Annotated in this window: 28 protein-coding genes; 11 read left to right on the top strand and 17 right to left on the bottom strand. The window is 73.3% G+C overall.

Annotated elements, in window-relative coordinates:
* Positions 1 to 38: 38 nt before the first annotated feature.
* Positions 39 to 1,481 (bottom strand): HEAT repeat domain-containing protein, encoded by a 1,443-nt coding sequence (locus tag HPS36_RS08905; RefSeq protein ID WP_173229875.1) that lies wholly within the window; start codon positions 1,479 to 1,481, stop codon positions 39 to 41.
* A 262-nt stretch (positions 1,482 to 1,743) separates the two neighbouring features.
* Here HPS36_RS08905 and HPS36_RS08900 point away from each other — a divergent pair, with 262 nt between their 5' ends.
* Positions 1,744 to 3,213: an MATE family efflux transporter gene (locus HPS36_RS08900; RefSeq protein ID WP_173229874.1), complete on the top strand. Its 1,470-nt coding sequence runs from the start codon at positions 1,744 to 1,746 to the stop codon at positions 3,211 to 3,213.
* A gap of 62 nt (positions 3,214 to 3,275) precedes the next feature.
* On the opposite strand, the gene HPS36_RS08895 is transcribed toward HPS36_RS08900, so the two are convergent.
* From HPS36_RS08895 to HPS36_RS08875, 5 genes are all read right to left on the bottom strand, one after another.
* The gene (locus HPS36_RS08895; RefSeq protein ID WP_173229873.1) at positions 3,276 to 3,764 is read right to left on the bottom strand and encodes a hypothetical protein; all 489 of its coding nucleotides are present in this window, start codon (positions 3,762 to 3,764) and stop codon (positions 3,276 to 3,278) included.
* Positions 3,765 to 3,848: 84 nt separating this feature from the next.
* Positions 3,849 to 4,403 carry a cysteine hydrolase family protein gene (locus HPS36_RS08890; protein ID WP_173229872.1) on the bottom strand — a complete coding sequence of 185 codons (555 nt, stop codon included), beginning with the start codon at positions 4,401 to 4,403 and terminating at the stop codon, positions 3,849 to 3,851.
* Entirely contained in the window at positions 4,396 to 5,265 is an 870-nt protein-coding gene (locus HPS36_RS08885; protein ID WP_173229871.1) for a YqcI/YcgG family protein, read from the bottom strand. Before HPS36_RS08885 ends, HPS36_RS08890 begins: the two co-directional genes overlap by 8 nt.
* 126 nt (positions 5,266 to 5,391) lie before the next feature.
* A complete protein-coding gene (locus tag HPS36_RS08880) occupies positions 5,392 to 6,876 on the bottom strand; it encodes a sodium:solute symporter family protein (protein WP_173229870.1) in 1,485 nt (494 codons plus the stop codon).
* On the bottom strand, positions 6,873 to 7,142 hold the full coding sequence (locus tag HPS36_RS08875) for a DUF3311 domain-containing protein (RefSeq protein ID WP_173229869.1): 270 nt from the start codon (positions 7,140 to 7,142) through the stop codon (positions 6,873 to 6,875). The genes HPS36_RS08880 and HPS36_RS08875 overlap by 4 nt, the downstream gene beginning before the upstream one ends.
* 179 nt (positions 7,143 to 7,321) lie before the next feature.
* On the opposite strand from HPS36_RS08875, the gene dnaG reads away from it, so the two are divergent.
* Positions 7,322 to 9,010 (top strand): DNA primase DnaG, encoded by a 1,689-nt coding sequence (dnaG, locus tag HPS36_RS08870; RefSeq protein ID WP_173229868.1) that lies wholly within the window; start codon positions 7,322 to 7,324, stop codon positions 9,008 to 9,010.
* A 357-nt stretch (positions 9,011 to 9,367) separates the two neighbouring features.
* Here the strand turns inward: dnaG and HPS36_RS08865 are convergent, their stop codons facing one another.
* Positions 9,368 to 10,399 (bottom strand): A24 family peptidase, encoded by a 1,032-nt coding sequence (locus HPS36_RS08865; protein WP_173229867.1) that lies wholly within the window; start codon positions 10,397 to 10,399, stop codon positions 9,368 to 9,370.
* A 179-nt stretch (positions 10,400 to 10,578) separates the two neighbouring features.
* Between HPS36_RS08865 and HPS36_RS08860 the strand changes: the two genes are divergently transcribed.
* Complete coding sequence (locus tag HPS36_RS08860; RefSeq protein ID WP_137716704.1) at positions 10,579 to 11,115, top strand: HPP family protein; 537 nt, start codon at positions 10,579 to 10,581, stop codon at positions 11,113 to 11,115.
* A 6-nt stretch (positions 11,116 to 11,121) separates the two neighbouring features.
* Here HPS36_RS08860 and HPS36_RS08855 read toward each other — a convergent pair whose 3' ends face one another.
* From HPS36_RS08855 to HPS36_RS08825, 7 genes are all read right to left on the bottom strand, one after another.
* Complete coding sequence (locus tag HPS36_RS08855) at positions 11,122 to 12,417, bottom strand: DUF6498-containing protein (RefSeq protein ID WP_173229866.1); 1,296 nt, start codon at positions 12,415 to 12,417, stop codon at positions 11,122 to 11,124.
* A gap of 113 nt (positions 12,418 to 12,530) precedes the next feature.
* Positions 12,531 to 12,743 (bottom strand): hypothetical protein, encoded by a 213-nt coding sequence (locus tag HPS36_RS08850; protein ID WP_173229865.1) that lies wholly within the window; start codon positions 12,741 to 12,743, stop codon positions 12,531 to 12,533.
* On the bottom strand, positions 12,740 to 13,792 hold the full coding sequence (locus HPS36_RS08845) for a GNAT family N-acetyltransferase (protein WP_173229864.1): 1,053 nt from the start codon (positions 13,790 to 13,792) through the stop codon (positions 12,740 to 12,742). The genes HPS36_RS08850 and HPS36_RS08845 overlap by 4 nt, the downstream gene beginning before the upstream one ends.
* Entirely contained in the window at positions 13,789 to 15,087 is a 1,299-nt protein-coding gene (gatD, locus tag HPS36_RS08840; protein ID WP_173229863.1) for a Glu-tRNA(Gln) amidotransferase subunit GatD, read from the bottom strand. Before gatD ends, HPS36_RS08845 begins: the two co-directional genes overlap by 4 nt.
* Before the next feature lie 129 nt (positions 15,088 to 15,216).
* A complete protein-coding gene (locus HPS36_RS08835; protein WP_004597247.1) occupies positions 15,217 to 15,492 on the bottom strand; it encodes a PadR family transcriptional regulator in 276 nt (91 codons plus the stop codon).
* A 459-nt stretch (positions 15,493 to 15,951) separates the two neighbouring features.
* The gene (locus HPS36_RS08830) at positions 15,952 to 16,098 is read right to left on the bottom strand and encodes a hypothetical protein (RefSeq protein ID WP_006112955.1); all 147 of its coding nucleotides are present in this window, start codon (positions 16,096 to 16,098) and stop codon (positions 15,952 to 15,954) included.
* A 133-nt stretch (positions 16,099 to 16,231) separates the two neighbouring features.
* Positions 16,232 to 16,456, bottom strand: a complete 225-nt coding sequence (locus HPS36_RS08825) for a hypothetical protein (protein ID WP_137716709.1) — start codon at positions 16,454 to 16,456, stop codon at positions 16,232 to 16,234.
* A gap of 104 nt (positions 16,457 to 16,560) precedes the next feature.
* On the opposite strand from HPS36_RS08825, the gene priS reads away from it, so the two are divergent.
* The 4 genes from priS to HPS36_RS08805 are packed head-to-tail and all read left to right on the top strand — an operon-like array spanning position 16,561 to position 20,804.
* Positions 16,561 to 17,724: a DNA primase small subunit PriS gene (priS, locus tag HPS36_RS08820; protein WP_173229862.1), complete on the top strand. Its 1,164-nt coding sequence runs from the start codon at positions 16,561 to 16,563 to the stop codon at positions 17,722 to 17,724.
* Positions 17,725 to 17,734: 10 nt separating this feature from the next.
* On the top strand, positions 17,735 to 18,877 hold the full coding sequence (locus tag HPS36_RS08815; protein WP_173229861.1) for a DNA replication complex subunit Gins51: 1,143 nt from the start codon (positions 17,735 to 17,737) through the stop codon (positions 18,875 to 18,877).
* Positions 18,878 to 18,886: 9 nt separating this feature from the next.
* A complete protein-coding gene (locus HPS36_RS08810) occupies positions 18,887 to 19,528 on the top strand; it encodes a DUF998 domain-containing protein (protein WP_173229860.1) in 642 nt (213 codons plus the stop codon).
* 25 nt (positions 19,529 to 19,553) lie between these two features.
* Entirely contained in the window at positions 19,554 to 20,804 is a 1,251-nt protein-coding gene (locus HPS36_RS08805; RefSeq protein WP_173229859.1) for an MBL fold metallo-hydrolase, read from the top strand.
* Positions 20,805 to 20,873: 69 nt separating this feature from the next.
* Here HPS36_RS08805 and HPS36_RS08800 read toward each other — a convergent pair whose 3' ends face one another.
* Positions 20,874 to 21,131: a hypothetical protein gene (locus HPS36_RS08800; protein WP_121562984.1), complete on the bottom strand. Its 258-nt coding sequence runs from the start codon at positions 21,129 to 21,131 to the stop codon at positions 20,874 to 20,876.
* A 117-nt stretch (positions 21,132 to 21,248) separates the two neighbouring features.
* On the opposite strand from HPS36_RS08800, the gene HPS36_RS08795 reads away from it, so the two are divergent.
* The 4 genes from HPS36_RS08795 (at position 21,249) to HPS36_RS08780 (ending at position 24,645) form a co-directional block, all read left to right on the top strand.
* Positions 21,249 to 22,121, top strand: coding sequence for an inositol monophosphatase family protein (locus HPS36_RS08795; protein ID WP_173229858.1), 873 nt, complete (start codon positions 21,249 to 21,251; stop codon positions 22,119 to 22,121).
* 470 nt (positions 22,122 to 22,591) lie between these two features.
* Positions 22,592 to 23,122 carry a DUF5817 domain-containing protein gene (locus HPS36_RS08790; protein WP_173229857.1) on the top strand — a complete coding sequence of 177 codons (531 nt, stop codon included), beginning with the start codon at positions 22,592 to 22,594 and terminating at the stop codon, positions 23,120 to 23,122.
* 69 nt (positions 23,123 to 23,191) lie between these two features.
* The gene (locus HPS36_RS08785) at positions 23,192 to 24,199 is read left to right on the top strand and encodes a DUF7490 domain-containing protein (protein WP_173229856.1); all 1,008 of its coding nucleotides are present in this window, start codon (positions 23,192 to 23,194) and stop codon (positions 24,197 to 24,199) included.
* On the top strand, positions 24,196 to 24,645 hold the full coding sequence (locus tag HPS36_RS08780; RefSeq protein WP_173229855.1) for a hypothetical protein: 450 nt from the start codon (positions 24,196 to 24,198) through the stop codon (positions 24,643 to 24,645). The genes HPS36_RS08785 and HPS36_RS08780 overlap by 4 nt, the downstream gene beginning before the upstream one ends.
* 18 nt (positions 24,646 to 24,663) lie before the next feature.
* Here the strand turns inward: HPS36_RS08780 and HPS36_RS08775 are convergent, their stop codons facing one another.
* Together HPS36_RS08775 and HPS36_RS08770 are read right to left on the bottom strand one after the other, a co-directional pair.
* The gene (locus tag HPS36_RS08775) at positions 24,664 to 25,059 is read right to left on the bottom strand and encodes a hypothetical protein (RefSeq protein WP_235681691.1); all 396 of its coding nucleotides are present in this window, start codon (positions 25,057 to 25,059) and stop codon (positions 24,664 to 24,666) included.
* Positions 25,060 to 25,151: 92 nt separating this feature from the next.
* On the bottom strand, positions 25,152 to 25,991 hold the full coding sequence (locus HPS36_RS08770) for a Rieske (2Fe-2S) protein (RefSeq protein WP_173229854.1): 840 nt from the start codon (positions 25,989 to 25,991) through the stop codon (positions 25,152 to 25,154).
* Positions 25,992 to 26,201 lie beyond the last annotated feature (210 nt).

Raw genomic sequence — 26,201 nt, 5'->3', positions numbered from 1 at the left:
GCTTCCGATAAGAAGGGTCGGCCGAGCGGCGGGCCGCGTCAGGCGGTCGGCGCGGGCTCGGCGCCGTCGTCGAGCGCGTCGCGAGCCTTCTCGCCCTCGGTGGAGACGACGAAGGAGCGCTCGTCGGCGTACTCGGCGACCGCTTCGAGCGCCTCGCGGGTGCCGATCTGCCGGAGGGCCCAGCCGGCCGCCGCGCGCACGTCGTCGGACGGGTGCGCTTCGAGCGCGTCGGCGAGCGGGTCGACGGCGCGGGTGTCGCCGATCAGGCCGAGCGCGCGGGCGGCGTGGGGGCGGACGAGCTCGTCGGTGTCGCCGTCGGGGTCGAGCTGGTTCGCGAGCGGCTGGACGGCCTCGGCGGCGCCGATCTCGCCGAGCGCCTTGAACACCGCCTTCTGGAGCTGCGGGTTCGAGTCCTCGTCGACGTACTCGACGAGGGTGTCGGTCGCCTCCTCGGCGGCCATCTTCCCGAGGATCCGGATCGCGGGGCGGTCGCGCTTCTCGGCGCGGCCGAGGATCTCCTCGACGGACGCCTCGGTCTTGCCGCGCTTGCCCATCCGCTCGAACGCCTCCAGGCAGTGGCGCTCCATGAACTCGGACTGGAGCGAGTCGAGCGCGAGCAGGATCATGTCGACGTTGCCCCGCGCCTCGTGCTCCTTCAGCGCGGCCCACTCGACCGGGAAGTCCTTGTAGTGGCCGAGCACGTCGTAGTACCCCTGCGCGCGGAGCTGCTCGTGGGTCTCGAGGTCGTCCCACTCCTCGGCGTCGTCGAGGGCGGCCTCCAGGTCGTCGGTCGCCGCGAGCAGCGCCGCGATCACGTCCGCGTCGTCGTCCGCGTCGAAACCGGCCTCGACGACCGCCGCCGCGACGGCGTCGAGCGCGGCGGTGAGCTGATCGACGGGGATCGGCTCCGCGCCGTCGGTCGCTTCGTCGTCCGCGGGCTCCGCCAGGAGCGCCTCGGGGTCCTCCTCCGCCTCGTCGATCGCGTCGGGAGCGGCGTCGTCGATGGCGTCGGCGGCCTCGTCGACGAACGACGTGACGGCGGCCGCGACGTCGTCGTGACCCGCCTCGGTCCACTCGGTGTCCGCGACCGTCCCGGACGCGGCCTCGACCGCGTCGGCGACGTCCTCGCCGTAGGGGCCGCGGGCGTCGGCGACGCCGTCGCGGAGCTCTGCGACGCGGTCCTCGAGGTCGCCGCGGGGGTCGTCGGCGTCCTCGTCGTCCTCGTCCGGCTCGGGGAGGTCCGCCTCCTCGATGCCGGCCGCCGCGTCGTCTAAGAGCGCCTCGACGTCGTCGAGGTCGGCCTCCGTCTCGGCGGCCTCGAGCCGGTCGGCGATCTCGTCGAGGTACTCGTTCAGGGACTCCTCGGTCGCGTCATCGGGGAGCGTCGGGGCGGCCGTCTCCGTCGACTCGTCGGCGTCCCCGCCGTCGTCCGCGGCCTCGGCCTCCTCGGAGGCGTCGGCCGGGTCGTCGCCGTTGCTCATATACCACGAACTCCGTGTGTAGTCCATTAAGAGGTTTCCCTTCGCGGGCGCCGGGCGACCGCGTGCGGGGGCGAGACGGTGCGCTCGCCGGGCCGGACGGGCGCGCCGGTCCCCCGACTCCCCCTCACCGGAGTCCTACCCCGGCGCGGGGCGGTCGACCGCTCGCCGCCCCGGATCGAACCGGCGGACCGCGACCCGACGCGAGTGTCGTGTTCACCACCAGCACACTTTTATTATCTCCTTCTAATACCGTAACGATTCGATGCTGGACGTCGACCGCGAGGCGATCACCGAGGGGCCGGTCGGGCGGGTGCTGCTCGCCCTCGCCGCGCCGCTCGTCGCGCAGAACGTCGTCTACGTCGCCAACGCGCTGGTCGACACGTTCTGGCTCGGGCGGGTCGGCGAGGACGCGGTCGCCGCCGTCGGGCTCAGCCTCCCGGTCCAGTCGCTGCTCGGCGCGACGGTCGTGATCGGCGCGGTCGGCACCCAGATCCTCGTCTCGCAGCGCGCCGGCGACGACGACGAGGCGGGCGCGCGCCGGGTGGCGGTCAACGGCGCGCTGGTCGCGCTCGCCGTCACCGCGGCGGTCGCGCTCCCGGTGGTCGCCTACGCCGACGAGGTCGTCGCGCTGCTCGGCGCCGACCCCGCGCTCGCCGGGACGACCGCGACGTACCTCGCCATCGTGATCGCCGTCCTCCCGGTCGGCGCGGTCGGCGACACCGTCGAGAACTGCTTCACGGCGTACGGCGACACCCGCGCGGTGTTCCACGTGACCCTCGTGGGCGTCCTCGTCAACGCCGTCGCCGCGCCGGTCCTCATCTTCGGCGTCGGCCCGGCGCCGGAGCTCGGCGTCGCGGGCGCCGCCCTCGGCACCGCGCTCGCGGGCGTCGCCGGCCTCCTGTGGGTCCTCGGGTACGCCGCGGGGATCGGCCGCGACACCTTCCGGCTCACCCGCGAGGCGTTCGCGCTCGACGCCGCGACCGTCCGCGAGGTCGTCGCCGTCGGCCTCCCGCTCGGCGGCCAGCGCGGGGTGAGCGAGCTGGTCCGCGTCCTCGTCGTCGGCCTCGTCGCGGTCGCCGGCGGCGCGGCGGGCGTCGCGGCGTACACGGTCGGCGCCCGGGTGGCGACGCTCGCGATCGTCCCGGCGCTCGGGATGCAGCAGGCCGCGCAGTCGATGATCGGACAGAACCTCGGCGCGGACGCTCCCGAGCGCGCCCGCCGTACGACGACCGTCGGCACCGGGATGGTCGTCGCGGGGTTCCTCGCGCTCGGCGCCCTCCAGTTCCTGTTCGCCGGCGGGATCGCGGACCTCCTCGCGCCCGACCTCACCGCGACCGGACGCGACCTCGCGGTCACCTACCTCCGGATCCTCGGCGCCTCCTACTGGGCGCTCGGCGGCACCTACACGCTGTTGGCCGGGTTCAACGGCGCCTCCCGCACCCGGACCTCCTTCGTCGCGGACCTGGTCAAGTACTGGGCGGTCCGGTTCCCGATCGCGGTCGCGGCCGTCCCGGTCGCGACGACGGTCGGCGCGTTCGGCGTCACGGTGACCCCCGGACTCGGCTGGGGCGTCGAGGCGGTCTTCTGGGCGGTCGCGGCCTCGAACGTCGTCGGGTTCCTGGGCCTCGGCGCGTACTTCCTGTACACGACCCGCCGCGGGATGTTCGCGAACGCCGCGGAGCGCGCGAGCGGCGGCGACGCGGCCGCCGCGGAGGCGGCCGACGACGACTGAGCGCGGTCGGGTCGGGCGGGTCGGCGCCGGACGGCGCGCTCAATCGACGGCGGACGGCGCGATCAGTCGAGATCGGTCACCCGGACCGAGCCGACCGCGTCGCCGTCGCCGAGGAACCGGACCGTCACCGCGTCCTGCTCGGGGTAGAGCCAGTCGCGGGCGACCGCGACGGTCGCCGTCTCGTCGGGGGCGAGGAGGACGGGGTCGACCGGCGCGACCGACTCCTCGCCGTCCGGAAAGGAGAGTTCGGCGCGCGCAACGCGGACGGGTTCGGCGCCGTCGTTGCGGAGGGTGAGCGCGAAGCGATCGACCGCTCGCTTCCCGCCGGCCGGCGAGACCGCGAGGTCGACGTCGACGACGCGGACCGGGTCGGTCGCCTGCGGATTCCGGGCGGCCTCGTCGATTCCGCGGTCGCCGTCGGTCTCGTCGCCGCCCTCGTCGGGTCCCGCCGCCTCCTCGTCGGTGAACTTCGCGAAGCACCGGTAGCAGCGGTAGACGGTCAGGTCCGAGGGCGGCGGCACGTGGCCGCCCGCCATCCGTACTTTGGTCACGAGAAACCGGCTCCCGCAGTCCGGACACCGCGGCGTGTGGCGGAACACGGGGCCGATTCTCGCGGGAGCGGTATGGGCTTTCGGTCAGTCGGCGAGCAGGTCGTCGCTCTCGACGACCGTCGCGAACTCGCCGCGCAGGTGCGCGAGCGCGACGCGGTGGGAGGTCTCCGGGTCGATCCGCTCGCCGTCGGGCGCCTCGCGGGCGTGGGTCGCGGTCGCGTCGGCGACCACGCGCACGTCGTAGCCGCGGTTTTCGGCCTCGCGCGTCGTCGTCGAGACGCAGTGGTCGGTGGTCAGCCCGCAGACGACGAGCGACTCGTACCCTTCCTCGCGGAGCCACGCGTCGAGCCCGGAGTCGAGGAAGGCGCCGTTGACCGACTTCTCGAAGGTTGGCTCGCCCTCGACGGGCGCCGTCTCCGGCTTCCACGCGAAGCCGGGGGCGTCGGGGCGCAGCGGCGAGTCCGGCTCCGTCGAGGCGTGGCGGACGTGCGCGACCGGGCGGCCGGCGTCGCGCCAGCGGTCGAGCAGCGCGGCCGCGGCCGCCTCGGCGTCGGGGTTGTTGCGCTCGCCCCACCCCGTCCCGTCGAAGCCGGTCTGGAAGTCGACGAGGAGGAGGACGGCGTCGTCGCGGTCAGTCATCGCCGAGCCCCGAGGTGGCGGGCGCGTCGCGGTCGGCCGCGACCGCACCGGCGAACCGCTGCCACGCGCCCGGTTCGAGGAGCGACTCGGGCGCCTTCGGGTGCTCGCGCGTCGGGTCGAGCGGGCAGGCGTCGGGGCTCGCGGCGGCGTCCTCGCGGAACAGGTACTGCGTCCACTCGCGGTCGCCCTCGGCGCCCCAGTCGCCGAGGTCGGCGTGGGGACAGACCCCGTCGTAGTCGCCCATGCGGTCGCGGATCGCCTCGCGGGCTCGCTGGCCGGCCTCGGTGTCGGCGGTGATCCCCTCGAAGACGGCGCGCGGCTGGAAGGTGATCTCCAGCCCGACCGGCGAGTACCGGCTCTTCCGCTCCTCGTAGAACGGCGCCCGCGACGTGGGGAACAGCGGCTCGCCGCCGAAGCAGAACTCCCAGCGCGGCGTGTCCGGGTCGGTCGGGATGTCGTCGGGCCACGGCTCCGGGTCGTGGACGTGGAGGAACTCCAGCACGTGCCAGAGCCGCTCGTGGTAGTGCGCCTCCCCGCGCTCGCCGTCCGGCGGCCTGAAGAACACCGCGAGCGGCGCGCGGTCGGCGTGGTCGGGGTACGTCTCCAGGTACTCGACGAGCACGTCGCGCAGGCGCAACAGCGCGGCGGGGTCCGTCGTCGACTCGCAGGCGGCGTACAGGAGGTCGCCCTCGCGCTCGACCTCGATGCCGAAGTAGCAGGGGAACGGCGACCCGTCGCGCTCGCCCAGCATCGACTCCCGGAACGTCCGGTAGTGCTCGCGGAGCCACGGCGGCGCGTCGTCGAGCCGACCGCGGAGCGTCTCCTGGTTCAACAGCACGCCCTCCGTGCCGGGCTCGTTCATACCCGTATTCGGGGACAGACCGGCATTTGACTTTCGGGAGGCCCGAGGCGACGAGAAGACGCTTCGGTTCTCACGAGACGAGTGTGGTCGGGCCGACAGGCCGACCACCCGGCCGTCGACCCGGGCTCAGTCGCCCGCCACCGCGAACCGCGAGGCGTCCTCCTCTTCGGTCGGGGCGGTGAGCAGCGAGACGCCGACGGTGAGGACCGCCGACAGCGCCATCAGCCCGAGCGCCACGTCCCAGCCGCCCGCGACGGTCCGGGGCAGCGTCGGGACGGCGCCGACGACCGCCGACAGCACCACCGCGAGGTACGCGACCTGCGGGACCGCGACGCCGGCGAGCATGCCCGTGCGCGTCGTCCGATCCCAGTAGAGCGCGCAGATCACCGGGAGCGCGAGCAGCGCGAACCCGGAGAACGCGGTGCCTCCGACCTCGACCAGCGTCCCGGGGCGGAACAGGCTGGCGACGAACGCGAGCGCCGCAAACCCGGCGACGCCGACGCGCGCGACCCACGCCTCGCGGCGCTCGGAGGCGTCGGCGTTCACCACGGGCCGGTACAGGTCCCGCGTGAAGTACGACGACCCCGACAGGAGCATCGAGTCGGACGAGGACATCATCGCGGCCATCGCGCCGGCGATCACGAGCGCCGTGAACCACGCCGGCGTGTACTCGCCGAGCACGACCGGGAGCACGTTCGCGTTCTCGGGGACCGTCACCGGCGTCCCGGCCGCCCACGCGCCGAGCATGAACGCGGGGAGGAAAAGCAGGAGGACGAGCACGGGCCACAGCGCGAACGACCGCTTCAGCGTCGCGGCCGACTTCGCGACGAAGAACCGCTGGTTGATCTGCGGGAACATCGTCACGCCGAACGCGATGGTGATCGCCGTCGAGATGATGAACCCGGGCGTGTACGTCCCGCCGCCGAAGCCCCCGAACTCGGGCCGGGCGGCGAGCATCCCCTCGGTCGCGGCGCCGACGCCGCCGAGCGCCGAGACCAGCCACGCGGCGGCGATCCAGACGACGGAGAGCATGAACAGCCCCTGGAGCGTGTCGGTCCACGCCACGCCCCGGAGCCCGGCGACGGCGACGTAGAGGATCATGAACGCCGTGATCAGCGCCGCGCCGCCCCAGTAGGGGACCGCGCCGTCGGTGAGCCCCACGAGCGCCTCGCCGGCGCCCATCTGCTGGAGCATGACGTACGGGAACAGCCAGAGGAGGCTGACGCCGGCGACCAGCGCGCGCAGCCCGGTCGAGCCGAACCGGTCGCCGAGCATCTCGCCGAGCGTCACGTAGCCGTTGCGGGCGCCGATCAGCCACTGCTTGTAGCCGATCACGTACCACAGCACCGCGAACAGCACGCCGTCGAGGGTGCCCATCACGATCAGCCACTCGGGGCCGGCCGCGTACGCGAGGTTCGGGCCGCCGAAGAAGGTGAACGCCGACAGCAGGGTGGCGAACGTCGTGAACAGCAACACGAGCGTGCCGATCGACCGGTTCGCGAGGTAGTAGTCCTCCGCCGTCGACTCCGAGACGCGGTAGGCGACCAGCCCGAGCGCGAGCGCGGCGACGAGGTAGCCGACGACGACGCCGAGCGAGAGCCCCAGCGTCATCGGCGATCACCGTCGGCGGGCGCCGGCGCGTCGCCGCCGGCGACGTCGCGCCCCGGTCGCCGCCCCATCCCGCGCTCCCACGCGCCGCTCCGGACGAACAGCGCGAACAGGGCCGTACACAGCCCGAGCCACGCCACGTGCCACCAGATCCACACCGGCAGCCCCGCGACGACGCGGTCGACGCCCCACAGGGGCCACGGCACCGCGAAAGCCACGAGAACCGCGAACGTCGGTATCCACACGAGATCGCTCCGTGATCGCGTCATGTGAGAAAATAGAGTTTCTATAGATACAAAGAACCATCGAACAGATTCGGACATACATTTCGTAGAGAAATTTTCTTCAATAGTCGGCGCCGGAGGAGGAGCGTGCGATAGCTATTTTCCGCGAGGAGCGCAACCATACACGGACGGGCGCTACCGCCCGACATCACCATTCACCCATCATGAAAGACACAGAGAAATACCTGATACACGCCACCATCGCGGCCGACGGCGTCGTCGAGCGGAGCGACGTCGTCGGGGCGGTGTTCGGCCAGACGGAGGGCCTGCTCGGCGACGAGTTGGACCTCCGCGACCTCCAGGAGTCCTCGCGCGTCGGCCGAATCGACGTCTCCGTCGAGTCCGAGAACGGCCAGTCGTTCGGCGAGGTCACCGTCGCGTCGAGCCTGGACAAGGTCGAGACCGCCATCTTAGCGGCCGCGCTGGAGACGATAGACCGCATCGGTCCCTGTCACGCCTCCGTGGAGGTGACGAGCATCGAGGACGTGCGGGCGGCCAAGCGCCGCGAGGTCGTCGAGCGCGCCAAGGAGCTGATCGCCGGCGGCTTCGAGGAGACGAGCCTCGCGAGCAGCGACGTGTTAGACGAGGTGCGCGACGCCGCGCGCGTCGAGGGCATCGTCGACTACGAGGGGCTCCCGGCCGGGCCGCGCGTCGGCGACTCCGACGCCGTCATCGTCGTCGAGGGGCGCGCCGACGTGCTCACGCTGCTCGACTGCGGGATCAAGAACGCCGTCGCGGTCGAGGGGACGAACGTCCCCGAGGCGGTCGCCGACCTGACGGCCGACCGGACCGTCACCGCGTTTCTCGACGGCGACCGGGGCGGCGAGCTCATCCTCCGCGAGCTCGCGCAGGTCGGCGAGGTCAACTACGTCGCGTTCGCGCCCCCCGGCGAGTCGGTCGAGGACCTCGACCGCGACGCCGTCTTCGAGGCGCTCCGCGGGAAGGTGCCGTACGCCAGCCTCGCGGACGCCGCCGACCTCCGCGCGGCCGCCAGCGACGAGGAGGCCGGCGACGGCTCCGGCTCGGTCGCCCGCGTCGGCGACGGCGGCGCGGTGCCGGGCGACGCCGGCGGCGGCTCGACCGGCCCGTCGACCCGAACGACCCGATCGCCCGAGCCCGATCCGGAGGCCGAGTCGACGGACCCGGACGACGGCGACGCGGCGGCCGAGGTCCGCGACCCGTCCCCCTCCGACGGCGCGGGCGAGGCCGCTGGGTCGGCGTCGACGCCGACAGACGACCCCGACTCGACGCTCGACGCCGACGCCGAGTCAGCCGTCGAGCCCGACGCGGCGTCGGCCGTCGAGCCCGACACGGCCGCCGAGCCCGTGTCGGAGCCGGTCGACGACTCGGACTCCGAACCGGCTGACGAGGAAGACGACGGGACGGCCGAGGAAGCGGACGCCGAGTTGGCGGAGGAGTCCGACGACGGCTCGTCGGACGGAGCGGACGCCGAGTCGGCCGAAGAGGCGGATCCCCGGTCGGCCGCGGAGGCGGAATCCGAGGGAAGTGACGACGGGGAGGGCGACGCGGCCGACGACGGACTCGACGAGCCGCGGTCGATGAGGGCGCACGTCAGCGAGGTCGTCGACGGGGCGACGGGCCGCGCGCGGCTCCTCGGCGACGAGTTCGAGGTCCTCGACGAGGTCGACGCCGGCGAGGCGTTCGACGCGGTCGAGGGCGCCGAGCCCGCGCCGCACGCCGTCGTCGTCGACGGGACCGTCGACCAGCGGCTGCTCGACGTGGCGGCCCAGCGCGGCGTCGGCGACCTGATCGGCCGCGACCTCGGCGAGTTCGTGAAGCGGCCGGCCGGGACGCGCGTCCTCGCCGCCGCGGACGTCTGGGCCGGGAACTGACGATACGGCGCGGTCGCGCCTTTTATTTATAAATGGTTGACCGAGAATCGGCGTCGAACACCTCCGAAGCCCCAGTCGCGAGGGCTCGGTGCGCTCGCTGCGGTCCTCGGCGCCCACTCCGTTCGAGCCTGCGGTCCTTGCGTCGCGCGCCTTTGCCCTCGCGACTGCCCCTTTGAGTCCCGCCCCGCACAGCACCGCACCTCGTGCCTCCCCAGCCTCGCGGTTCGCTCCGGGCTCCCTTCGGTCGCCCGTCGCTCACCGCGTCCCTCGCGCGTGCGATTCGCGCCCTTCGGGCGCTCATCGGCACGCGCCGCCGCACCGCATCGTCTATTTATAGGTCAAGTCGTTGCCGCCGGCTCACACCAGTCCGACCGCCCCCAGCAGCGCGAACAGCGCGTCCCCGTACGTCAGCGAGACGACGAGCCCGACGGCCATCGGGACGACGAACGGCATCCCGGGCGAGACCAGCACGCGGTCCGCGCGGGCGACGACGTCGAGGCCGTCGCGGAGCGTCGCGGCGTCGGTGCCGTACGCGCCGTGGTCGATGTCGTCGAGGAAGCGCTCGGCCGCCCAGGGGTCGTCGCCCTCCGGGTCACCGTCGGCCGCGGCGGCGGAGTCCGCGTCGGCTTCGCGTCCCCGGTCGGAGAGCGCGTCGTCCACTGCGCGCCCCCCGTCGGTCCGCGGGCCGACGTGCGTCCCGCCGTCGGTCGGGTCGAACGTCTCGCCGACGGAGGCCGGGTCCCGGAGGCCGTCGGGGTCAGCGCGCAGGTCGGCGAGCGTGAGCCCGCGCCACCGGAGGTACATCCGGAGCGCGTCCAGGTCCAGTCCGCCCCGGGTGGGCCCCTCCGGGTCCTCGAACAGGCGACCGTGGCGGTCCGGCAGCGAGTCGGTCGCGACCGGGCGCGCGAGGAACATGCTCGACGAGACCTCGCCGCGGACGAGGTTGAGGGCGGCGAGCCCGACGGGGTACGCGAGCCCGATCAGGACGGTGTTCGTGAGGATCGTCAGCGAGAACACGCCGAGCTGGGTGCCCACGAGCGGGAGCGTGACCCCCCCGACCTCGTAGGCCGGGAACGTCGGGAAGATCACCGCGAGCGCGATCATCGCCTTCGCGTCGGCGCCGCCGAACGCGCCGAGGTACCAGAAGGCGTAGCCGAGCGGCGCGACGAACAGCAGGCTGATCGCGGCCCGCACGAGGAAGATCCGCCCGTCGAACCCGGCGAACGGCCACAGCGAGACGGCCTCCCAGAGCAGGAGCAGCGCGCCGAACAGGTACAGCGGCGGCCACAGCCGGTTCGGGAGGCGCCGGGTCCGGACGTCCCGGATCGCCGCCCACGCGAAGACGGGGACGACGAGCAGTCGGAGGAGGTCCGGCAGCGTCGCGACCATGTCACCACGGGCGAGACGGGGCCAATTAGGCGTTCGGGTTCGGCTATCGCGAGCGATAGCGCCCCGCGGTCCCCCGGGGGTCTCGTCCCCGGTCCGGCGGGGCCCAGTCCCCCGATCCGCGGGGCGTCCCGCTCCGCGATCCGCCGGCCCTTTGTGAGTCGCCCGCCGACCGGAGCGCAATGCGCCGCCGCCTCGGGACGAGCCTGTACGCCGGCCTCCTGTTTACCGTGCTCGGCCTCGTCGCGTGGGCGACCGGCCGGCCGTTCGTCTTCCCGAGCCTCGGGCCGTCCGCGTTCGGCCTCGCGTTCGACCGGCGGAGCGAGCGGGATCGGGCCGTCCGCGTGGTCGCGAGTCACCTGATCGGCGGCGTCGCCGGGCTGGCGGCGTGGACGGCGATCGCCGACGGCGCCGCGCTGACGGCGACGCCGCCCGCCCTCTCGCCCGAGGGGTTCCGGCTGACCGCGAGCGCGGTCGCCTCGCTCGTGGCGACCAGCTGGGCGATGATAGCGACCGGAACGGTCCACCCGCCGGCGTGCGCCACGACGCTCATCGTCTCGCTCGGCCTCCTCTCGACGCCGACGGAGGTGGCGATAATCGTCGCGAGCGTGACCGTCCTCGTCGCCTTCCACGCCGGGGTCATCCTGCTCTTCAAGCGCCTCGTCGGAGACACGCACCCGCTGTACGGCCGGGACGAGGCGGGCGACGCGGACGGCTGAGGCGAGTCAGTCGCCGGGTCGCTCCGGTCCGTCCGGGCGGTCCGCCCGTCGGTCGAAGACGGCGAGTATCGGCTCCGGGTCGTCGACCCCCGGGATCCGGTACTCGTCGTCGCGGAGCTCGATCGCGACGGTCTCGGTCCCGAGCCGCCGGTCGAGCCCGCTTCGCTCCACCCGGAGGTCCGTCTCGTCCCACGGTTCGACGCGCCACAGCGCGGTGCTGGAGAGGCGGTCGCGGGCGACGAGCGCGTCGTCGCCGGCGCGGTACTCGACGAGCCCGTACCGGAGCTCGTGATCGAGCGCGGCGGGTCCGAGCGGGACCGCGACCGCGGCCGCGGCGAGGGCGGCGGCGGTCGCCCACTCGCCGCCGATCGCGAACAGCGCGGCGCCGAGCGCGGGGAGCGAGGCGAGGTACCACAGCCCCGGGTGGCCGAGCGGAGTCGTCAGCGCCCCCGCGACCCGCGAGCGAGGGGGCTGGCGGACCGTCTCGACCGGCTCCGCGAGCGAGCCGTCGACGGGCTCCGCCGCGGGCGGGTCGTAGGAGAGGCCCAGGTCGAGCGCGGACGACTCGTCGAACGCGGCCAGCCGGTCGCCGTAGAGGCTCGCGAGGTCGAACGCGAACTTCACCGCGACGATCCCGAGCAGCAGCGGGAGGCCGATCGCGTCCGGGTCGAGCGCCGAGATCGGCGCGTCGCCCTCCAGCGTGCCCGCGGCGACGATCGTGACGGTGAACAACGCGCCGAGGAAGATCGCCGCGCCGCGCGCGAACACCCCCTGGATCGCCGTCTGGGCGCTGTGGTCGCGGTACTCGCCGCGACCGAAGTACTCGACGAGCGTCGTCGCCCCCTCGCCGACGAAGACGGCGATCACCGCGAGCGTCACGGTGTCGAGCGCCTGCGGCGACAGTCCGCCGTCCGCGACGACGCCGACCGTGAGCGTGCCGACGACCCCCCAGACGACCGCGAGGATCGGGGCGGCGATCGGGAGGACGAGCAGCGACGAGACCCGGACCTCGACGCCGGTCCACGGGATCGACAGCCCGCCGCGGCGCTGCGCGAGCGGGCCGACGATCAGTCCGTGGCGCTCGATCTCGGACGGTCGGCCGGCGAACAGCGCGCGGACGAGCGCCCAGCCGGACGCGATCCCGAGTTCGAACCAGTACAGCGTCATCAGCGCGGCCGCGTTCCAGCCGAGCGCGACGACGCCGACGAGCGGGAGCAGGGTGGCGACGGCGACCGAGAACGCGCGCGGTCGGCGGCCGCGACCGAGCGCGCGCAAGCGGTCGGGCAAGCCGGAGGAGGGCATCCGTCGGTCGTTCCGCGTCGTCGCACATAAGCGGTCTGGAGCGGGCCGCCACAGGAGCCGGGCGAGAGAGTCGGCGCGGACCGTCGCGGGGCCCGACCGACGGCGGGGTCCCCTTACCGCGCCGGCCCGGCCTCCCGGTGGAGGTAGAGGTACGCGAGCACCGGGACGATGGTGAAGAGGAGCGTCGAGAGCGCCCAGAGGGGCGCGTAGCGGCTCCCGCGGGCCCTCGCGTCGCGGTAGATCCAGACCGCCGCGGCGACGACGACGCCGTAGATCACGAGCGTGAGCGGGAGCGACCACGGGAGGGCGACGCCGAGGAGCGTCATAGGTCACCGGTGAGGTCCGCGCACATCACGAAGTCGGGTTCGGTCGCGACCGACACGCGGTTCGCGGCGACGTCGCTCACGTGGTCGACCATCTCGGGTATGAGCACGCGCGCGCCGTCGGCGTCGGCCGCCGCGGCGTCGGCGGCGACGGCGGCGAACAGCGTCCCCGCCGCGTCGGCGTCGCGCCACGCGGCGACGCCGTACGTCGCCGTCCGGGTCGTCTCGCCGTCGACCTCGCGCTCCGTCACGCGCGTCCGGACCGCGAAGCCGGCGACCGCGGCCGCGTCGCCGACCGCGATCAGGCGGTCCTCGGCGGCCGCGGCGGCGAGGCGCTCGCGGGTGAGCTGCGAGCAGGCCCACGACTCGTCGGGGTCGAGCGCGAGGCCGCGCAGGTGCTCGCGCGCGTCGCTGTCGCTCCAGAACGCCCACGTCGCGTTCGGGTCCGGGTCGGCGAGGGGGGCGACGCCGGCGTCGGCCGCGCCGTCGAGCGCGGCCGCGTCGGGCTCCGGCTCCGCGAACCGGAACTCCGTCTCGGGTTCGAAGCCGACGGCGCGCGACTGGCCGAGGCCCATGGCGTTCCACGAGAACACCATGTTGCGGCAGACGGTCGCGCCGCGCTCGCGGGCCCAGTCGAGGGCGGCCTCCGAGAGCGCCGTGCCGACGCCGTGGCCGCGCGCCGCGGGGTCGACGCGGATCCCCTGCCCCCACGCCTCCCACTCCGACAGCGAGACGGCCTGGATACAGCCGACGACCGCCTCGGGGTCGCCGGCGTCTGCGGCGCCGGTCCCGTCGCCCTCGACGCGCGTGTCGCCCGCTTCCCGGCCGTCGAGGTCGCCGGGGGCCGCGGCCTCCGGCGGGAGGGTCGCGACGAAGGTGCCGCGGTCGGGGTCGTCGGACGCGGCCCAGTCGGGGAACACCCGCGGGATGTAGTCCTCGTGGCGCTCGCCCCACGTGTCCCGCGTGAAGGCCGCGACCGCGTCGGCGTCGGCGGGGCGCGCCTCGCGGACGACGACCGCCGGGCCGCCGGCGGCGGACCCGCGGCCGCTCATCTCCAGGGCCGCGACTCCTCGGTCAGCTCGCCGGCGAGGTCGCGGCCCATCGCCTCGGCGGGGTCGGAGCGGTTCGCCAGCGCCCACATGAGCTTCACCTTCGCGGTGCCGGGGAGGGTGTCGCCGGCCTCGACGACGCCCGCGTCGAGCAGGTCGCGGCCGGTGTCGTACACGCGGTCACAGACCCGGCCGGCCAGGCACTGGCTTGTCATGGCGACGACGGTGCCACCCTCGACCAGCTCCTCGATCCGGGGGATGAGGTCGGTGTGGACGTGGCCAAGCCCGGTCCCCTCGACGACGACGCCGTCCTTCCCGTCGAGGTAGTCCCACGCCGCCGGGTCCATCCCGGGCGTGAACTTGACGAGTTCGACGTCGCCGTCGAGGTCGGACTCGACGCCGACGGTCCCCTCGTCGTCGCCCCGTGGGAGCGGCTCGCGGTTCCATTCGATCGCGGCGTCGGCCGCGTCGCCGTCGGCGCCCGCCTCGGCGGCCGCCCCGTAGTCGATGACGCCGAGGGGCGCGGCGCCGACCGTCTCGAAGGCGTCCCGACGGGAGGTGTGGTTCTTGCGGACGCGCGTGCCGCGGTGGAGCGCGCAGGCGTCGTCGGAGGGGCCGGCGTGCATGCAGACGAGCGTCTCGGCGTGGTCGGCCTTCGCGGCCTCGACGGCGCAGACCGCGTTCATCACGTTGTCGGAGGAGGGACGGTCCGCCGAGCGCTGGCTCCCCGTGAACACGACCGGCACGGGCGAGTCGAGCATGAAGGAGAGCGCGGACGCGGAGTACTGCATCGTGTCGGTGCCGTGCATCACCACGACGCCGTCGGCGCCCGCCTCGACCTCCTCGGCGACCGCCGCGGCGAGGTCGCGCCAGATGGACGGCTCCATGTTCTCCGAGAGGATGTTCGCGACGACCCGGCCGCGGTAGTTCGCGCGGCCGGCCAGCTCGGGGACCGCGCGGAGCACGTCCTCCGCGTCGAACTGGGCCGTGACGGCGCCGGTCCGGTAGTCGACGGTGGAGGCGATGGTCCCGCCGGTGGAGATGAGCGAGACGGTGGGGAGGTCTTCGTCGAAGGTGATCTCCGAGGTGGCGTCCCCGTCGTCGTCGGTCTCGGCCGCGGGGTCGACCTCGCGGACCCCGGACTCCACCACCTCGACGTCGGCCGCCTCGCGGTCGACGCCGACGTTGTAGCCGCCGTCGAGCTTGACGACGAGGTGGTCGCGCGTCGTGGAGGGGAGCAGTACGCCCTCGTTGGTGACGCCCCCGCGCTCGACGCGGACGCGATCTCCCGGTTGCATACGCTCCGATTCCGCCGGGGCGGACTTGAATCCAACCGTTCGCGGCGCGGAGGGTTGGGGGACGGGAAACAGGAGAGAAGACGGAGGCCGACGGCTATCGACCGACCGCGGGAGCGGCGGACGGCGGGGTCAGTGCTCGATGTACTCGGCTTCCCAGTCGGTCCGGGCCTCTATCTCGCGGCGCCCGCGGCGAGTCAGCGTGTAGTAGTTCGTGCGACGGTCGCGCTGGCCCTTCTCGACGAGCCCCTTCTCGACGAGCGTGTCGAGGTTCGGGTAGAGGCGGCCGTGGTGGATCTCCTTCTCGTAGTACTCTTCGAGCTCCTCTTTGATGGCCAGCCCGTGCGGCTCGTCGAGCCCCGCGATCACGTAGAGCAGGTCACGCTGAAAACCTGTGAGGTCGTACATACAACTGCCTCTACATACCTGTCGAAAATAAATAAATATACCGTTATATCAGTCCACGTACGACCGGCGAGCGGCCCCTACGTCCCCGGAACGCCGGCCTCCGTTCTGTCAACTCCGCAACCGTCGTGCGAGTCCGGACTGCGCGTTCACCGGCGGCAGTCGTTTCGCGGGAGTGATACGTGACCTCGGCCGGGCCGGACGACGCGCTCGGAGGCGAGTGACGGAACTGCGCTGCGGTCCGGCGGCGCCGCTCGGTCCGAACGTGATACCGCGCGCTCCGCTCGGGCGCGACGCGAGACGGACCGGCCGCTGGGCGGTCGAGCGTCGGAAGAAGGCACGCCCGACGCGGAAAAAAGCCGCGTCGGGCCTGCCAATTGGTCCCCGCTGACGCTTCGGCCCTCCAGACGAAGCGTCACCAGATCGTACAGCGTAGAGAGTGATAAACGTGTCGTACGTCGCTCACATGTGTTCCTCTTCTAACACCCAGCCGAGCGCGCGCTTGTAGTGCGCGAACAGCTCCTCGACGCCGCGGTGGTTCATCTCCTCGTCGTCCAACTGCTCGCGGAGGAATTCGTACTGCTCTCTGACCTCCTCTTCGGAGCGCATGCGAGACGGATACGGAGCGGTCCCGGATAGTGTTTGGCCGACGGTGGCCGTTCCCGGGTCGTTCACGGAGGGCGGTCGGCGTCCGGCGCGCGGCGCTTGAGGGCGGAACGGGACCGTAGGGCTGGGACGCCGATCAGCGGTACCACGCGACCAAGACGCCGCCCACCATCGACACCCCGACGACGGTCAGGAGTCCGCCGAGGCGCACCGACCCGTCGAGCGTCGTCGTTCCGAGGAGCATCGCCACGCCGATCGTCGTCGCCAGGGCGCCGGCGATCAGGAACAGGGCGCCCCACACGACGTTGGGGATCAGTTCGGCTACCGCACCGATGAACACGTCGAATATCTCGTCGAGCATGGGGACCGGGCGTGTACGGCGACGGCGCTCCCGAACAAAACGCTGTCGCCGGTCGCCGGCGAACGGTAACGTTGATACGTCGACCGCGGGTACGAGAGGAGACGATGGACGACCGGACCCGCGAGTACCTCCGGGGGCGGTTCGGCGACTACTACCGGTCGGTGTCGCTGTCGCTCCCGCCCGACGCGAACCTCCGCGAGTGGGGCCACATCCCGTGGACCCCCGGGTCGGGGACGACGATGGTCCGGCACCAGTCGCTGTTCGACCTCGGCGACGTGGACACGTTCTTCGCGGACAACGCCCCCCGGCACGCCTACTTCTCGGCCGCGCGCTACGACGATCCCGGCGCGGCGACGATGGGGCAGAAGGGGTGGCGGAACGCCGACCTCGTCTTCGACCTGGACGCCGACCACCTCCCCGGCGTCGAACCCGAGACCACCTCGTACCCGGAGATGCTCGCGGCGTGTAAGGACGCCCTCCTGCGGCTCTTGGACTTCATCGACGACGACTTCGCGTTCGAGGACGTGACCGTCGTCTTCTCGGGCGGGCGCGGCTACCACGTCCACGTCCGCGACGAGGGCGTGAGGGAGTTGGACAGCGACGCGCGCCGCGAGATCGTCGACTACGTGCGGGCGATCGACCTCGACACCGACGGCCTGATCCGCACCGTCTCCGACCGGGGGACGACGAAGCGCGTCCTCCGCACCGAGGGCGGCTGGGGCGCGCGCGTCCACGACGCCTTAGTCGAGTACGCCGACGACCTCCGGGAGATGGACGACGAGGCCGCGCGCGAGCGGCTGACGGAGCTCGACGGGATCGGCGAGGGGCGCGCGGAGACGATCCTCGGCGCGTTCGACCGGAACCCGACGGCGGTGCGCGAGGGCAACGTGGAGGCCGGCGGGCCCGGAGTGCGCCGGCTCGTCTCGGCGCTCGCCGCGCGCGTCGCCGCGGAGGACGCCGCGCCGATCGACGAGCCGGTGACGACCGACACGCGGCGGCTCATCCGGCTGCCGGGAACGCTCCACGGCGGCTCCGCCCTCGTCGTCACGCCGCTGGACCGGGACGAGATCGCCGACTTCGACCCGCTCCGAGACGCGGTTCCGGACCGGTTCGTGGGCCGCGAGATCCGGATCGAGACGGACGCGGATCGGACGGTAGAATTAAACGGCGAGCGCGTCAGAGTTGAATCCGGTAGAAACACCGTGCCCGAGTTCGCGGGGGCGTTCCTGATGGCCCGCGGCGAGGCGCGGAAAGCCCCCGAACGATGACCGACGAGCAATGAACCTCGACGAACTCCGGTCCGCGCAGGCGAAGGAGCGCCGGAAGGACAGCCTCCAGCACCTGCGGGACTCGTTTTACGACGACGTGGGCGCGTACGTCGCGGACCTCCGCGCCGCGCGGGACCGCCGCGCCGAGCAGGTCGAGAACCCGTTCGCGGACGACGACGTCCGCCGGCTCTCCGACGAGGTCGAGACCGCCGAGGAGGTCGCCGAGGCCCTCTACGAGCGCCGCGTCGGGAAGGTCGTCAAGCTCGCCTCCTTCGCCGCGGCCGACATGTCCGTCGACGAGGAGGGGATGACGACCGAGGAGCGCCGGCTGTTCGACGACCTCGTCGAGCGCATCACCGCGAACAAGTCGGAGGTCCTCGACGTCCTCGCGGGCGAGTCGCCGGTCCGGGAGGGGTCTCCGATCCGAGACGAGTCCTCGACCGGCGACGCCGCGTCGGCCGCCCGCGACGCCGGGGGACCGCGCGACGCGACGCCGGCCGACGCGACGCCGAACGGCTCGGCGACCGAGACCGAGACGGCGCCCGTCGGGACGGAACCGGACTCGGCGAGCGCCGGCGACGCCGCTCCCGAGAGCGGCTCCGCCGCCGCGGACGCGCTCGCCGGGGCGATGGGCGGACGCGAGGCCGAGTCGACCGCCGACGCCCCGCCCGAGCCGACCGAGGGCGACGCGGACCCCGCCGCCGCGGAGCCGACCGGCGACGCCGGGACCGCGGGGGACGGCGAGCCGACGCCGGTGCCGCCCGAGCCGGCGCCACCGGGGGCGGTCGGGGTCGACGACGATCCGGACGGGACCTCTACGGGCGACGCCGACGAGGAGTCGACCGCCGGCGCGACGACGGACGGCGGCGCGGTGCCCGAGGGGACGGCGACCGGCTCGACGCCCGCTGATACGGAGCCGGCCGAGGCAGAGCCGACCGCGGGTTCGGAACCGGCCGCCGAAACGGAACCGGCGGCGGGTTCTGAACCGGCCGGCGGGACCGAGCGAGCGACCGTCCGGATCACCCGCGACGTCGGGGCCATCTTCGGCGTCGACGAGCGGGAGTACGAGCTCGCGAGCGAGGACGTCGTCTCCCTGCCGGTCGAGAACGCCGACCCGCTGGTCCAGCGCGACGCCGCCGAGCGCATCGACTGACCGCGGCCGATGGCGGCCTCCGCGACCGACCGTCTGGACGGTGCCGGCGCGGACTCCGACGCTCCGGAAGCCGGACGCGTCGCGGCGGCGTGCGGCGCGGTCGCGACGCTCTCCGCGCTCGGCGGCATCGCGCTCGCCGTCCTGCTCGACCCGACTTTCTCGTGGACGACCGACGCGCTCTCCGACCTGGGGGTCCGCGAGGGGAGCGCTTTCGCGTTCAACTGGGGGCTGATCGCCGGCGGGGCGGCGGGGGTCTGCTACGCGGCGGGCCTCGGACGGGCCGGGCGCCCGGGCCGGGCGCTCCTCCTCGCGCTCGCGATGGTCGCGATGGCCGGCGTCGGCGTCTTCGACCTCACAGAGCCGCTCCACGGCCCGGCCGCGATCGGGCTCTACGGACTCGTCACCACAATGTTCGCCGTCGACGGCTGGTTCAGGCGACGGGAGTCGACCGGCCGCGTCGCGCTCGCGTTCGCGCCGGTCCACGTCGGCGTCTGGGCGACGTTCGCCGCCGGGTGGTGGCCCGTGACCGGCCTCGCGCTCCCCGAGCTTCCGGGGGCGCTCATGCTCGCCGCGTGGGTGTGGGTCGTCGGGCCGGCGCCGGTGGTCGAGGCGGTCCGGTCCGCGCTCGGCGACCCGACCGACGGACACTAACGCCGCGGGCGGCTACGGCCCGTCGATGGAGTTGGAGTTCCTCGGCGGCGCCCGCGAGGTCGGCCGCAGCGCCCTCCTCGTCGACGACGCGCTGCTGCTGGACTACGGGCTCATGACGGCGGACCCGCCGCGGTACCCGGTCCGGGACCCCGAGCCCGAGGCGGTCGTCGTCTCGCACGGGCACCTCGACCACGTCGGCGCGGTGCCCGCGCTGTTGAAGGGCGACCGCCGACCGCCGGTCCACTGGACGCCGCCGACAGGCGACCTCGCGCGCACGCTCGCCGAGGACACGCTGAATCTCCACGGCAACAGCCCGCTGTGTCCGTTCGGCGCCGAGCACGTCGCCCGGCTGGGCGAGGTGGAACGCCGGCACGGCTACGGCGAGCCGTTCCCGGTCGCGGGCGGGGTCGACGGCGGCGGGTACGAGGTGACGCTGTTCTCCGCGGGACACATTCCGGGCTCCGCGCACGTCCTCGTCGACGACGGCGACACGCGGCTGCTGTACACCGGCGACTTCCACACGGACGACCAGCGGCTGGTCGCGGGGACGACCGCGCGGCCCGACGCCGACGTCGTGGTCTGCGAGTCCACCTACGCGGACGTGACCCACGAGGAGCGCGCCGCGGTGGAGTCGGCGTGGGCTGACAGCGTGGAGCGAACGGTCTGGGAGGGCGGCACGGTCGTCGCGCCCGCGTTCGCCATCGGCCGGACGCAGGAGCTGCTCCTCGTCGCGGCCGCGCACGGGCTCACCCCGTACGTCGACGGGATGGGCGTCGAGGTGGCCGAGACGCTCCGCCGGTACCCGTCGTTCCTGCGCGACGCGGACGCGTTCGGCGAGGCGGTCGGACGGGCTCGGGTCGTCACGGGCCGCGACGGGCAGCGGAAGCGGATCGCGGCCGAGAACGCGCTCATCGTCACCACCTCCGGGATGCTCGCCGGCGGGCCCGTCCAGACGTACCTCCCCGAGATCCGGGCGAACCCGACGAACCTCGTGACGCTCACGGGGTACCAGGTGGAGGGCACGCCCGGCCGCGAGCTCCAAGACCGCGGGCAGTTGGAGCTGAACGGCCGCGTTCAGCCGGTGAGCGCGCGGGTGGAGTCGTACGACTTCTCCGCGCACGCCGACCGGGAGGGCCTGGAGTCGTTCCTGGCGCCGTATCGCGGGGCGCGCGTGCTCGTGAACCACGGCGACCGCTGCGAGGCGTTCGCCGCGGACCTGCGCGCGGACGGGTTCGAGGCGAGCGCGCCCGAGATCGGTGAGCGAATCGCTCTGTGAAAATAGGTGAGCACAATGCTGAAGGACAATTCGGGGGCGAGAGAGAGAGAGAGAGAGGTTCGTCGAGTGCTACTCCCCGCCGTCAGTGTACGCCCAGTCGTCAAGCACGCGCTCGGCGACCGCGTTCGCCTCGGCCGGCGACGGACAGGAGCCGGATACAACCTCCTCGGAAAGCTCGCCCGCGAGGTCGTACACCGCGGCCCCGTCCGCGCGCTCGGCCACGCGCTCGAAGGTGGGACGGTAGCCGGCGGCGGCGCGCTGACCGATCTCGTCGAGCGAGGCGTCGATGGTGTACTCGAGCTGACGGACCGCTTCCTCTGGTTCCATACGTGATCCACCGACGGCGATCCACTTAAAGGTACTCGGATTCGGAACTGAGTTAATTCCGCGGCGTCGCCCGCGCCGAACCGACGTTTATACGCGGCCGGAGGTGCGACCGACGCCATGACCGACGCAGACGAGCGCGGCGCCGACGCCACCGGATGCGGCGCCGAGGCCGTGCCCCCCGTCGCGGAGCGCGCAGACGACGTCGCCGAGCGCGCCGCGGTCGCGCAGCGCGCGGCGGAGGCGGGCGCCGCCGTCGCGCACGAGCACTTCCGCAGCGACATCGCGGTGGAGACGAAAGGCGAGGACGACGTGGTGACCGAGGCCGACCGCGCGGCCCAGCGCACCGTCATCGAGGCCATCCGCGAGTCGTTCCCGGACGACGCGGTCGTGGGCGAGGAGGAGGACGAGCGCAAGACCGTGCCCGAGGCGGGCCCCGCGTGGGTGATCGACCCCATCGACGGGACGAACAACTACGTCCGCGACGTGCGCGTGTGGGCCACCGCGGTCGCGGCCGTCGTCGACGGCGAGCCGGTCGCGGCCGCAATCGTCGCGCCCGCGCTCGGCGACACGTACACCGCCGACGCCACGGGCGCGTACCGCAACGGCGAGCCGATCGCGGTGAGCGACGTGAACGACCCCCGCGACGCGGCCGTCGACCCGACGATCTGGTGGGACTACGACGCCCGCGACGAGTACGCCCGCGCGTGCGAGGCGATCGTCACCCGCTTCGGCGACATGCGCCGGTTCGGTGCCGCGCAGGTGGTGCTGCCGACCGTCGCCGCCGGCGGGCTGGAGGGGACGATCACGAACCTCCGGGCGAACACCTGGGACACGGTGGCCGGGGTGTTCGTGATCCGGCAGGCCGGCGGGCGCGTGACGGACTTGGCGGGGAACCGGTGGCGGCACGACTCGAAGGGACTGGTCGCCTCGAACGGCGCCCTCCACGACGAAGTCCTCGCGGCCGCGAACGAGATCGAATCGGACGAGTAAGTGGGGTACGGACTGGTTTCCAGTCGATTCTCGGTCGACAAGTAACGAGGTCGGACCGCGGAGCGCTCTGGGTGAAACACCGCCAAATCCCCAGCCGCTCGGTGCTACGTCGTCGCTGACGGATCGCCGGGGAACACCGCCAAAGCCCCAGCCGCGAGGGCTCGATGGGCTCGCTGCGGTCCTCGTCGCTCGCTTCGCTCGCTCCTGCGGTCCTTGCGTCGCCCGTCTTCGCCCTCGCGGCTGCCCCTTTGCGTCCCGCCCCGCACAGCACCGCAACCGCACCTCACACCTCCCCAGCCTCGTCAGTCGCCTCCGCTTCGCTCCGGCGACTGACTCCCTCGCGCGTGCTCCTCGCGGCCGCCTTCGGCGGCCACTCGGAGGCACGCGCCACGGCGGTTGGTGGAGTGTTCGAGGGGGCGGCGGCGTCCCGGAGCCGAGGGTTCAAATTCGGGGCCGTCGAATCCGGGGACATGTACGCGGTCGTCGGCTGCAACGAGTGCGCCAACATGTGGCTGGTCACGGACCCTGAGGCGAGCGAGACCGCGCAGTGCTCGCGGTGCGGCAAGACCCACCGCACCGCCAAGCTCAAGCGCTTCTTCGAGTCCGAGGACCGCGCGGCCGCGCGGGAGGCCCGGTCCGCCCTGCTCGCGAAGAAGCGCGGCGACAGCGCGGCGTTCGCCGAGGTCGACCACGTCTCGGAGCTGGAGGACGCGGTCGACGAGGCGGGCATCGACGACCGCGAGTACCTCGAGGCGTCCGGGCTCGACGCCGACGCGGTCGACGCGGCCGGCGAGCGAGCCGAGGGCGGCGGGGGCGGGTCGCGGAGCCGCACGGAGGTCGTCCGCGACGCGGTCGACGCCGTCGACGACCCGACCGAGGCGGCGGTCGTGGAGCGCGCCGAGCGGGACGGCGTCCCCGCCGACGCGGCCCGGGAGATCCTGACCCGCCTCGCGCGCCGCGGCGAACTCACCGAGTCGAACGGGCGGTATCGCGTCCTCTGACCCCGGTTTCGCCCGGCGACGACCGGCGACTGGACAAAGCACTTATATCAGGCTCGTAACCGGTCGCACATGGACACCCGCACGGCCCTCCTGGCGGCAGCGGCCGCGCTCCTCGTCGCGGGCGCGGTCGGCGCCGTCGCCGCCCCCGACGCCCTCACCGACCCCCGAGCGACGGACGAACCGCCCGGCCGGATCGACGTCGCCGGCGCGACCGTCGCCCCCGGCGAGGTGCGCGGCGAGACCGCGGAGCTCCGGCTCGGCACCGACCTCCGCCACCGCGGCGGCACCGTCGAGAACGTCACCGTCCGCCACCGCGCGATCGGTTCCGAGTCCGGCCTCCTCGTCGACGAGACGACCGTCGAGGTCGGCGACGTCGACTTCGAGGGGGAACGCACCGTCAACGGCACCGTCACCGTCGAGCGCGAGGGCGGCTACCGCATCGAGACGGTCGTCTTCGCGGACGGGCAGCGCCGCGAGCAGCAGACCACGCGCGTCGCCGGCGTCGCGGCGCTCACGCCGGACTACGCCGACACGCAGGTCGGGTTCACCGACGGGAGCGTCTGGCCGACCGTCGCCGTGAGCGTGGCCGAGGCCGGCGACGGGACCGCGACGCTGTCGGCGTCGGTGTCGGTGACGAACCGCGGCGACGAGGCGAGCGACGACGTCGACCTCCGGCTGTACCTCCGGCAGGCGGAGTCGAACGTGATCGCCGCGGAGGCGACGGAGACGGTCGGCACCGTTCGCCCCGGCCGCACCGACACCGTGACGGCGACCGTCGAGGTGCCCGACGGCTACAACTACTACATCGACGCCGCGCTGTTCGACGACGACGTGCTCGTCGACGAGACGCAGGGCGTCGCGAACCTGAACCCGCAAGAGACCATCACCGCGAACGAGACGGTCCGCGACGTGGCGTTCTCCGTCGAGGACTTCGAGCGCGACGACGTCGGGGGCGACGGCGCCGACGGCGCGACGCCGGACGGCGGGCCCAGCGACGGCGCGACGCCCGGCTTCGGCCCGCTCGCCGCGCTCGTCGCCCTGGTCGTCGCGGCGCTGGCGGCGCGGAGGCGACGATGACGGACGACCCGCCGCGCGGGGAGCCGAGCGACGAGGAGGCGCCCAGCGACCGCGATCACACGAGCGACCCACCACAGCCCATGACCGACGACACCGACGCGACCGAGCGCACGGCGACGGACGCCGATCGCACCGACCGCGAGGAACCGGACCCCGACCGCGACGAGGGGAGCTACTGGACGGAGCCGGTCGACTCCCCGGGAGGCGGCGGCCTCTCGACGGGCGGCCTCCGCGGCCTGCTCGACCGGGTCGGGCTGGCGGCGCTGTCACTGCTCGCGGTCGTCGCCGGCTGGGGGTTCTACTCCCAGTCCGGGGAGGCGATCCGCACGTGGCTGGACCCGGCCTACCAGCCGATCGCGCTCGCCGTGTTCAACCTCGCGGTCCTGTTCGTCGCGCTCGCCGGCGTCGTCCACCAGCTCCGCCGGATTCGCTCGACGGAGCCCTGACGCGACCGGCGACGGGCGTCACTCGTCGGGGAGCTGGTCGGTGCTGGCCGGGATCTGCTCCACCTGCCCCGCGAGCGTCGCGGCGTCGCCGGCGACGGTGGAGGGCTCGACGCCGGCCTCGCCCGCGACCAGCCTGACGTGCGCGGCGAGCAGCGCGAGCGCGCGGAGGCCGGCGCCGTCGGGGTCGCCGTCGGTGCGCTGGGCGAACGTGGTGTCGACCTCGCCGTCGCGGACGACGCCGACGTGGACCGCGTCGATGTCGTCGCCGTCGAGGAGGTCGCGGGCGCGGGCGATCTCCGTCTCGAAGTCGTCGCCGTCGGCCGCGTCGGAGGCCGCGGATCGGTCGTCGCTGGCGGCCTCATCGGAAGCGGCCTCGTCGCGGGCGGAGTCGTCGGAAGCGGGGTCGTCGCTCATGTCGTCCTCTCGGGCGAGCGACGTGAAAAGCGCGGCGGGACTCTCGGTCGCGGAGCGGGAGACGGACGGAAGGCCGGAACGCGGAGGCGGAGTTACTCCTCGGGGCGAGGCCGGGCGATGAACAGCGCCTCCTCGATGGTGAACGGGTCGTACGTCGACTGGTGGCAGACGCAGTAGGTCCCGTCGGCAGCGTCGTAGCGGGCGGACTCCGCCAGCACCTTGTACCCCGGGATACAGCAGAAGTGGGTACAGACGTTGAGGTACGCCATGAACCCCTGGTCGGTGGAGGCCTGGAGCCACTCGTCGTTCTGGGCCGCCTCCTCGATCTCCGGCGATCGGATGACGATCGCGTTGAGGTTCGTGTCGGCGTCCTCGGAGCGCCACGTGACCGACGCGGGCTTGCCGACGCCCTCGCTGCCGATCCCGTTGCCCCACTCCTCGTAGTCGGAGAAGTCGTCGACGTGGATCCGGTCGCCGCCGGAGTAGGTGTTCGACTGCCAGTCGTACGGCGGGCCGCTCGCCGCGCGGAACAGGTTGTCCGACTCGAAGTTCGGCTGGACGTTCTCCTGCGACTCGACGCCGCAGTACTGGAACCACGCGCCGGAGTAGGTCACGCCGCCGAGCTCCTCTTGGGCGACCTCGATCTCTTGGCCCTCCTGGGTGACGGTGGTCGTCTCGGGCCAGATGCCCTCGATGTACCCCTCGTCGGTGACCCGAACGGGGATCTGCGGGAGCCCCCGGGGCGCCGGCCCACCGGTGTGCGCGATGGTCCTCGCGACCGTCGACCCGCCGCCGACCCCGCCGGCGGTCGTCAGGGTGTTCACGGTCGCCGACCCCATCGCACCGACCCCCGCGAGGGCCGCGCCGCCGACGACGCCCTTCACGAAGCGTCGCCGCCCGGACTCGGACGGATACTTGTCGGACGCACTCATACTCGCACCTGAGGTTGGATCGGTAAAAAGGGTGACGAACCCTCCACCGGCCCGAGAATCGGCGCCGTCGTCGGTCGTCGCCGGCGTTCCGAGCGCGGTCACCGCCGAACGCGCCCCCGCGGCCGCCGTCGAACAGGAACGTTCGTGATCGAATTAACTCGGAACCGAGGCAAACGTTCGTCCAGACCGCGCTTTTAACCGACCGCGACC

It is taken from the genome of Halorubrum salinarum (assembly GCF_013267195.1).
Classification (GTDB): domain Archaea; phylum Halobacteriota; class Halobacteria; order Halobacteriales; family Haloferacaceae; genus Halorubrum; species Halorubrum salinarum.
Note: the sequence above shows the minus strand (reverse complement) of the source record. Positions and strands in the feature narration are given on the sequence as shown.

Coding starts and splice junctions, on each gene's coding strand:
- HPS36_RS08905 (WP_173229875.1), bottom strand. CDS start 1,481: ATGAGCAACGGCGACGACCCGGCCGACGCCTCCGAGGAGGCCGAGGCC.
- HPS36_RS08900 (WP_173229874.1), top strand. CDS start 1,744: ATGCTGGACGTCGACCGCGAGGCGATCACCGAGGGGCCGGTCGGGCGG.
- HPS36_RS08890 (WP_173229872.1), bottom strand. CDS start 4,403: ATGACTGACCGCGACGACGCCGTCCTCCTCCTCGTCGACTTCCAGACC.
- HPS36_RS08885 (WP_173229871.1), bottom strand. CDS start 5,265: ATGAACGAGCCCGGCACGGAGGGCGTGCTGTTGAACCAGGAGACGCTC.
- HPS36_RS08880 (WP_173229870.1), bottom strand. CDS start 6,876: ATGACGCTGGGGCTCTCGCTCGGCGTCGTCGTCGGCTACCTCGTCGCC.
- HPS36_RS08875 (WP_173229869.1), bottom strand. CDS start 7,142: ATGACGCGATCACGGAGCGATCTCGTGTGGATACCGACGTTCGCGGTT.
- dnaG (WP_173229868.1), top strand. CDS start 7,322: ATGAAAGACACAGAGAAATACCTGATACACGCCACCATCGCGGCCGAC.
- HPS36_RS08865 (WP_173229867.1), bottom strand. CDS start 10,399: ATGGTCGCGACGCTGCCGGACCTCCTCCGACTGCTCGTCGTCCCCGTC.
- HPS36_RS08860 (WP_137716704.1), top strand. CDS start 10,579: ATGCGCCGCCGCCTCGGGACGAGCCTGTACGCCGGCCTCCTGTTTACC.
- HPS36_RS08855 (WP_173229866.1), bottom strand. CDS start 12,417: ATGCCCTCCTCCGGCTTGCCCGACCGCTTGCGCGCGCTCGGTCGCGGC.
- HPS36_RS08850 (WP_173229865.1), bottom strand. CDS start 12,743: ATGACGCTCCTCGGCGTCGCCCTCCCGTGGTCGCTCCCGCTCACGCTC.
- HPS36_RS08845 (WP_173229864.1), bottom strand. CDS start 13,792: ATGAGCGGCCGCGGGTCCGCCGCCGGCGGCCCGGCGGTCGTCGTCCGC.
- gatD (WP_173229863.1), bottom strand. CDS start 15,087: ATGCAACCGGGAGATCGCGTCCGCGTCGAGCGCGGGGGCGTCACCAAC.
- HPS36_RS08835 (WP_004597247.1), bottom strand. CDS start 15,492: ATGTACGACCTCACAGGTTTTCAGCGTGACCTGCTCTACGTGATCGCG.
- HPS36_RS08830 (WP_006112955.1), bottom strand. CDS start 16,098: ATGCGCTCCGAAGAGGAGGTCAGAGAGCAGTACGAATTCCTCCGCGAG.
- HPS36_RS08825 (WP_137716709.1), bottom strand. CDS start 16,456: ATGCTCGACGAGATATTCGACGTGTTCATCGGTGCGGTAGCCGAACTG.
- priS (WP_173229862.1), top strand. CDS start 16,561: ATGGACGACCGGACCCGCGAGTACCTCCGGGGGCGGTTCGGCGACTAC.
- HPS36_RS08815 (WP_173229861.1), top strand. CDS start 17,735: ATGAACCTCGACGAACTCCGGTCCGCGCAGGCGAAGGAGCGCCGGAAG.
- HPS36_RS08810 (WP_173229860.1), top strand. CDS start 18,887: ATGGCGGCCTCCGCGACCGACCGTCTGGACGGTGCCGGCGCGGACTCC.
- HPS36_RS08805 (WP_173229859.1), top strand. CDS start 19,554: ATGGAGTTGGAGTTCCTCGGCGGCGCCCGCGAGGTCGGCCGCAGCGCC.
- HPS36_RS08800 (WP_121562984.1), bottom strand. CDS start 21,131: ATGGAACCAGAGGAAGCGGTCCGTCAGCTCGAGTACACCATCGACGCC.
- HPS36_RS08795 (WP_173229858.1), top strand. CDS start 21,249: ATGACCGACGCAGACGAGCGCGGCGCCGACGCCACCGGATGCGGCGCC.
- HPS36_RS08790 (WP_173229857.1), top strand. CDS start 22,592: ATGTACGCGGTCGTCGGCTGCAACGAGTGCGCCAACATGTGGCTGGTC.
- HPS36_RS08785 (WP_173229856.1), top strand. CDS start 23,192: ATGGACACCCGCACGGCCCTCCTGGCGGCAGCGGCCGCGCTCCTCGTC.
- HPS36_RS08780 (WP_173229855.1), top strand. CDS start 24,196: ATGACGGACGACCCGCCGCGCGGGGAGCCGAGCGACGAGGAGGCGCCC.
- HPS36_RS08775 (WP_235681691.1), bottom strand. CDS start 25,059: ATGAGCGACGACCCCGCTTCCGACGACTCCGCCCGCGACGAGGCCGCT.
- HPS36_RS08770 (WP_173229854.1), bottom strand. CDS start 25,991: ATGAGTGCGTCCGACAAGTATCCGTCCGAGTCCGGGCGGCGACGCTTC.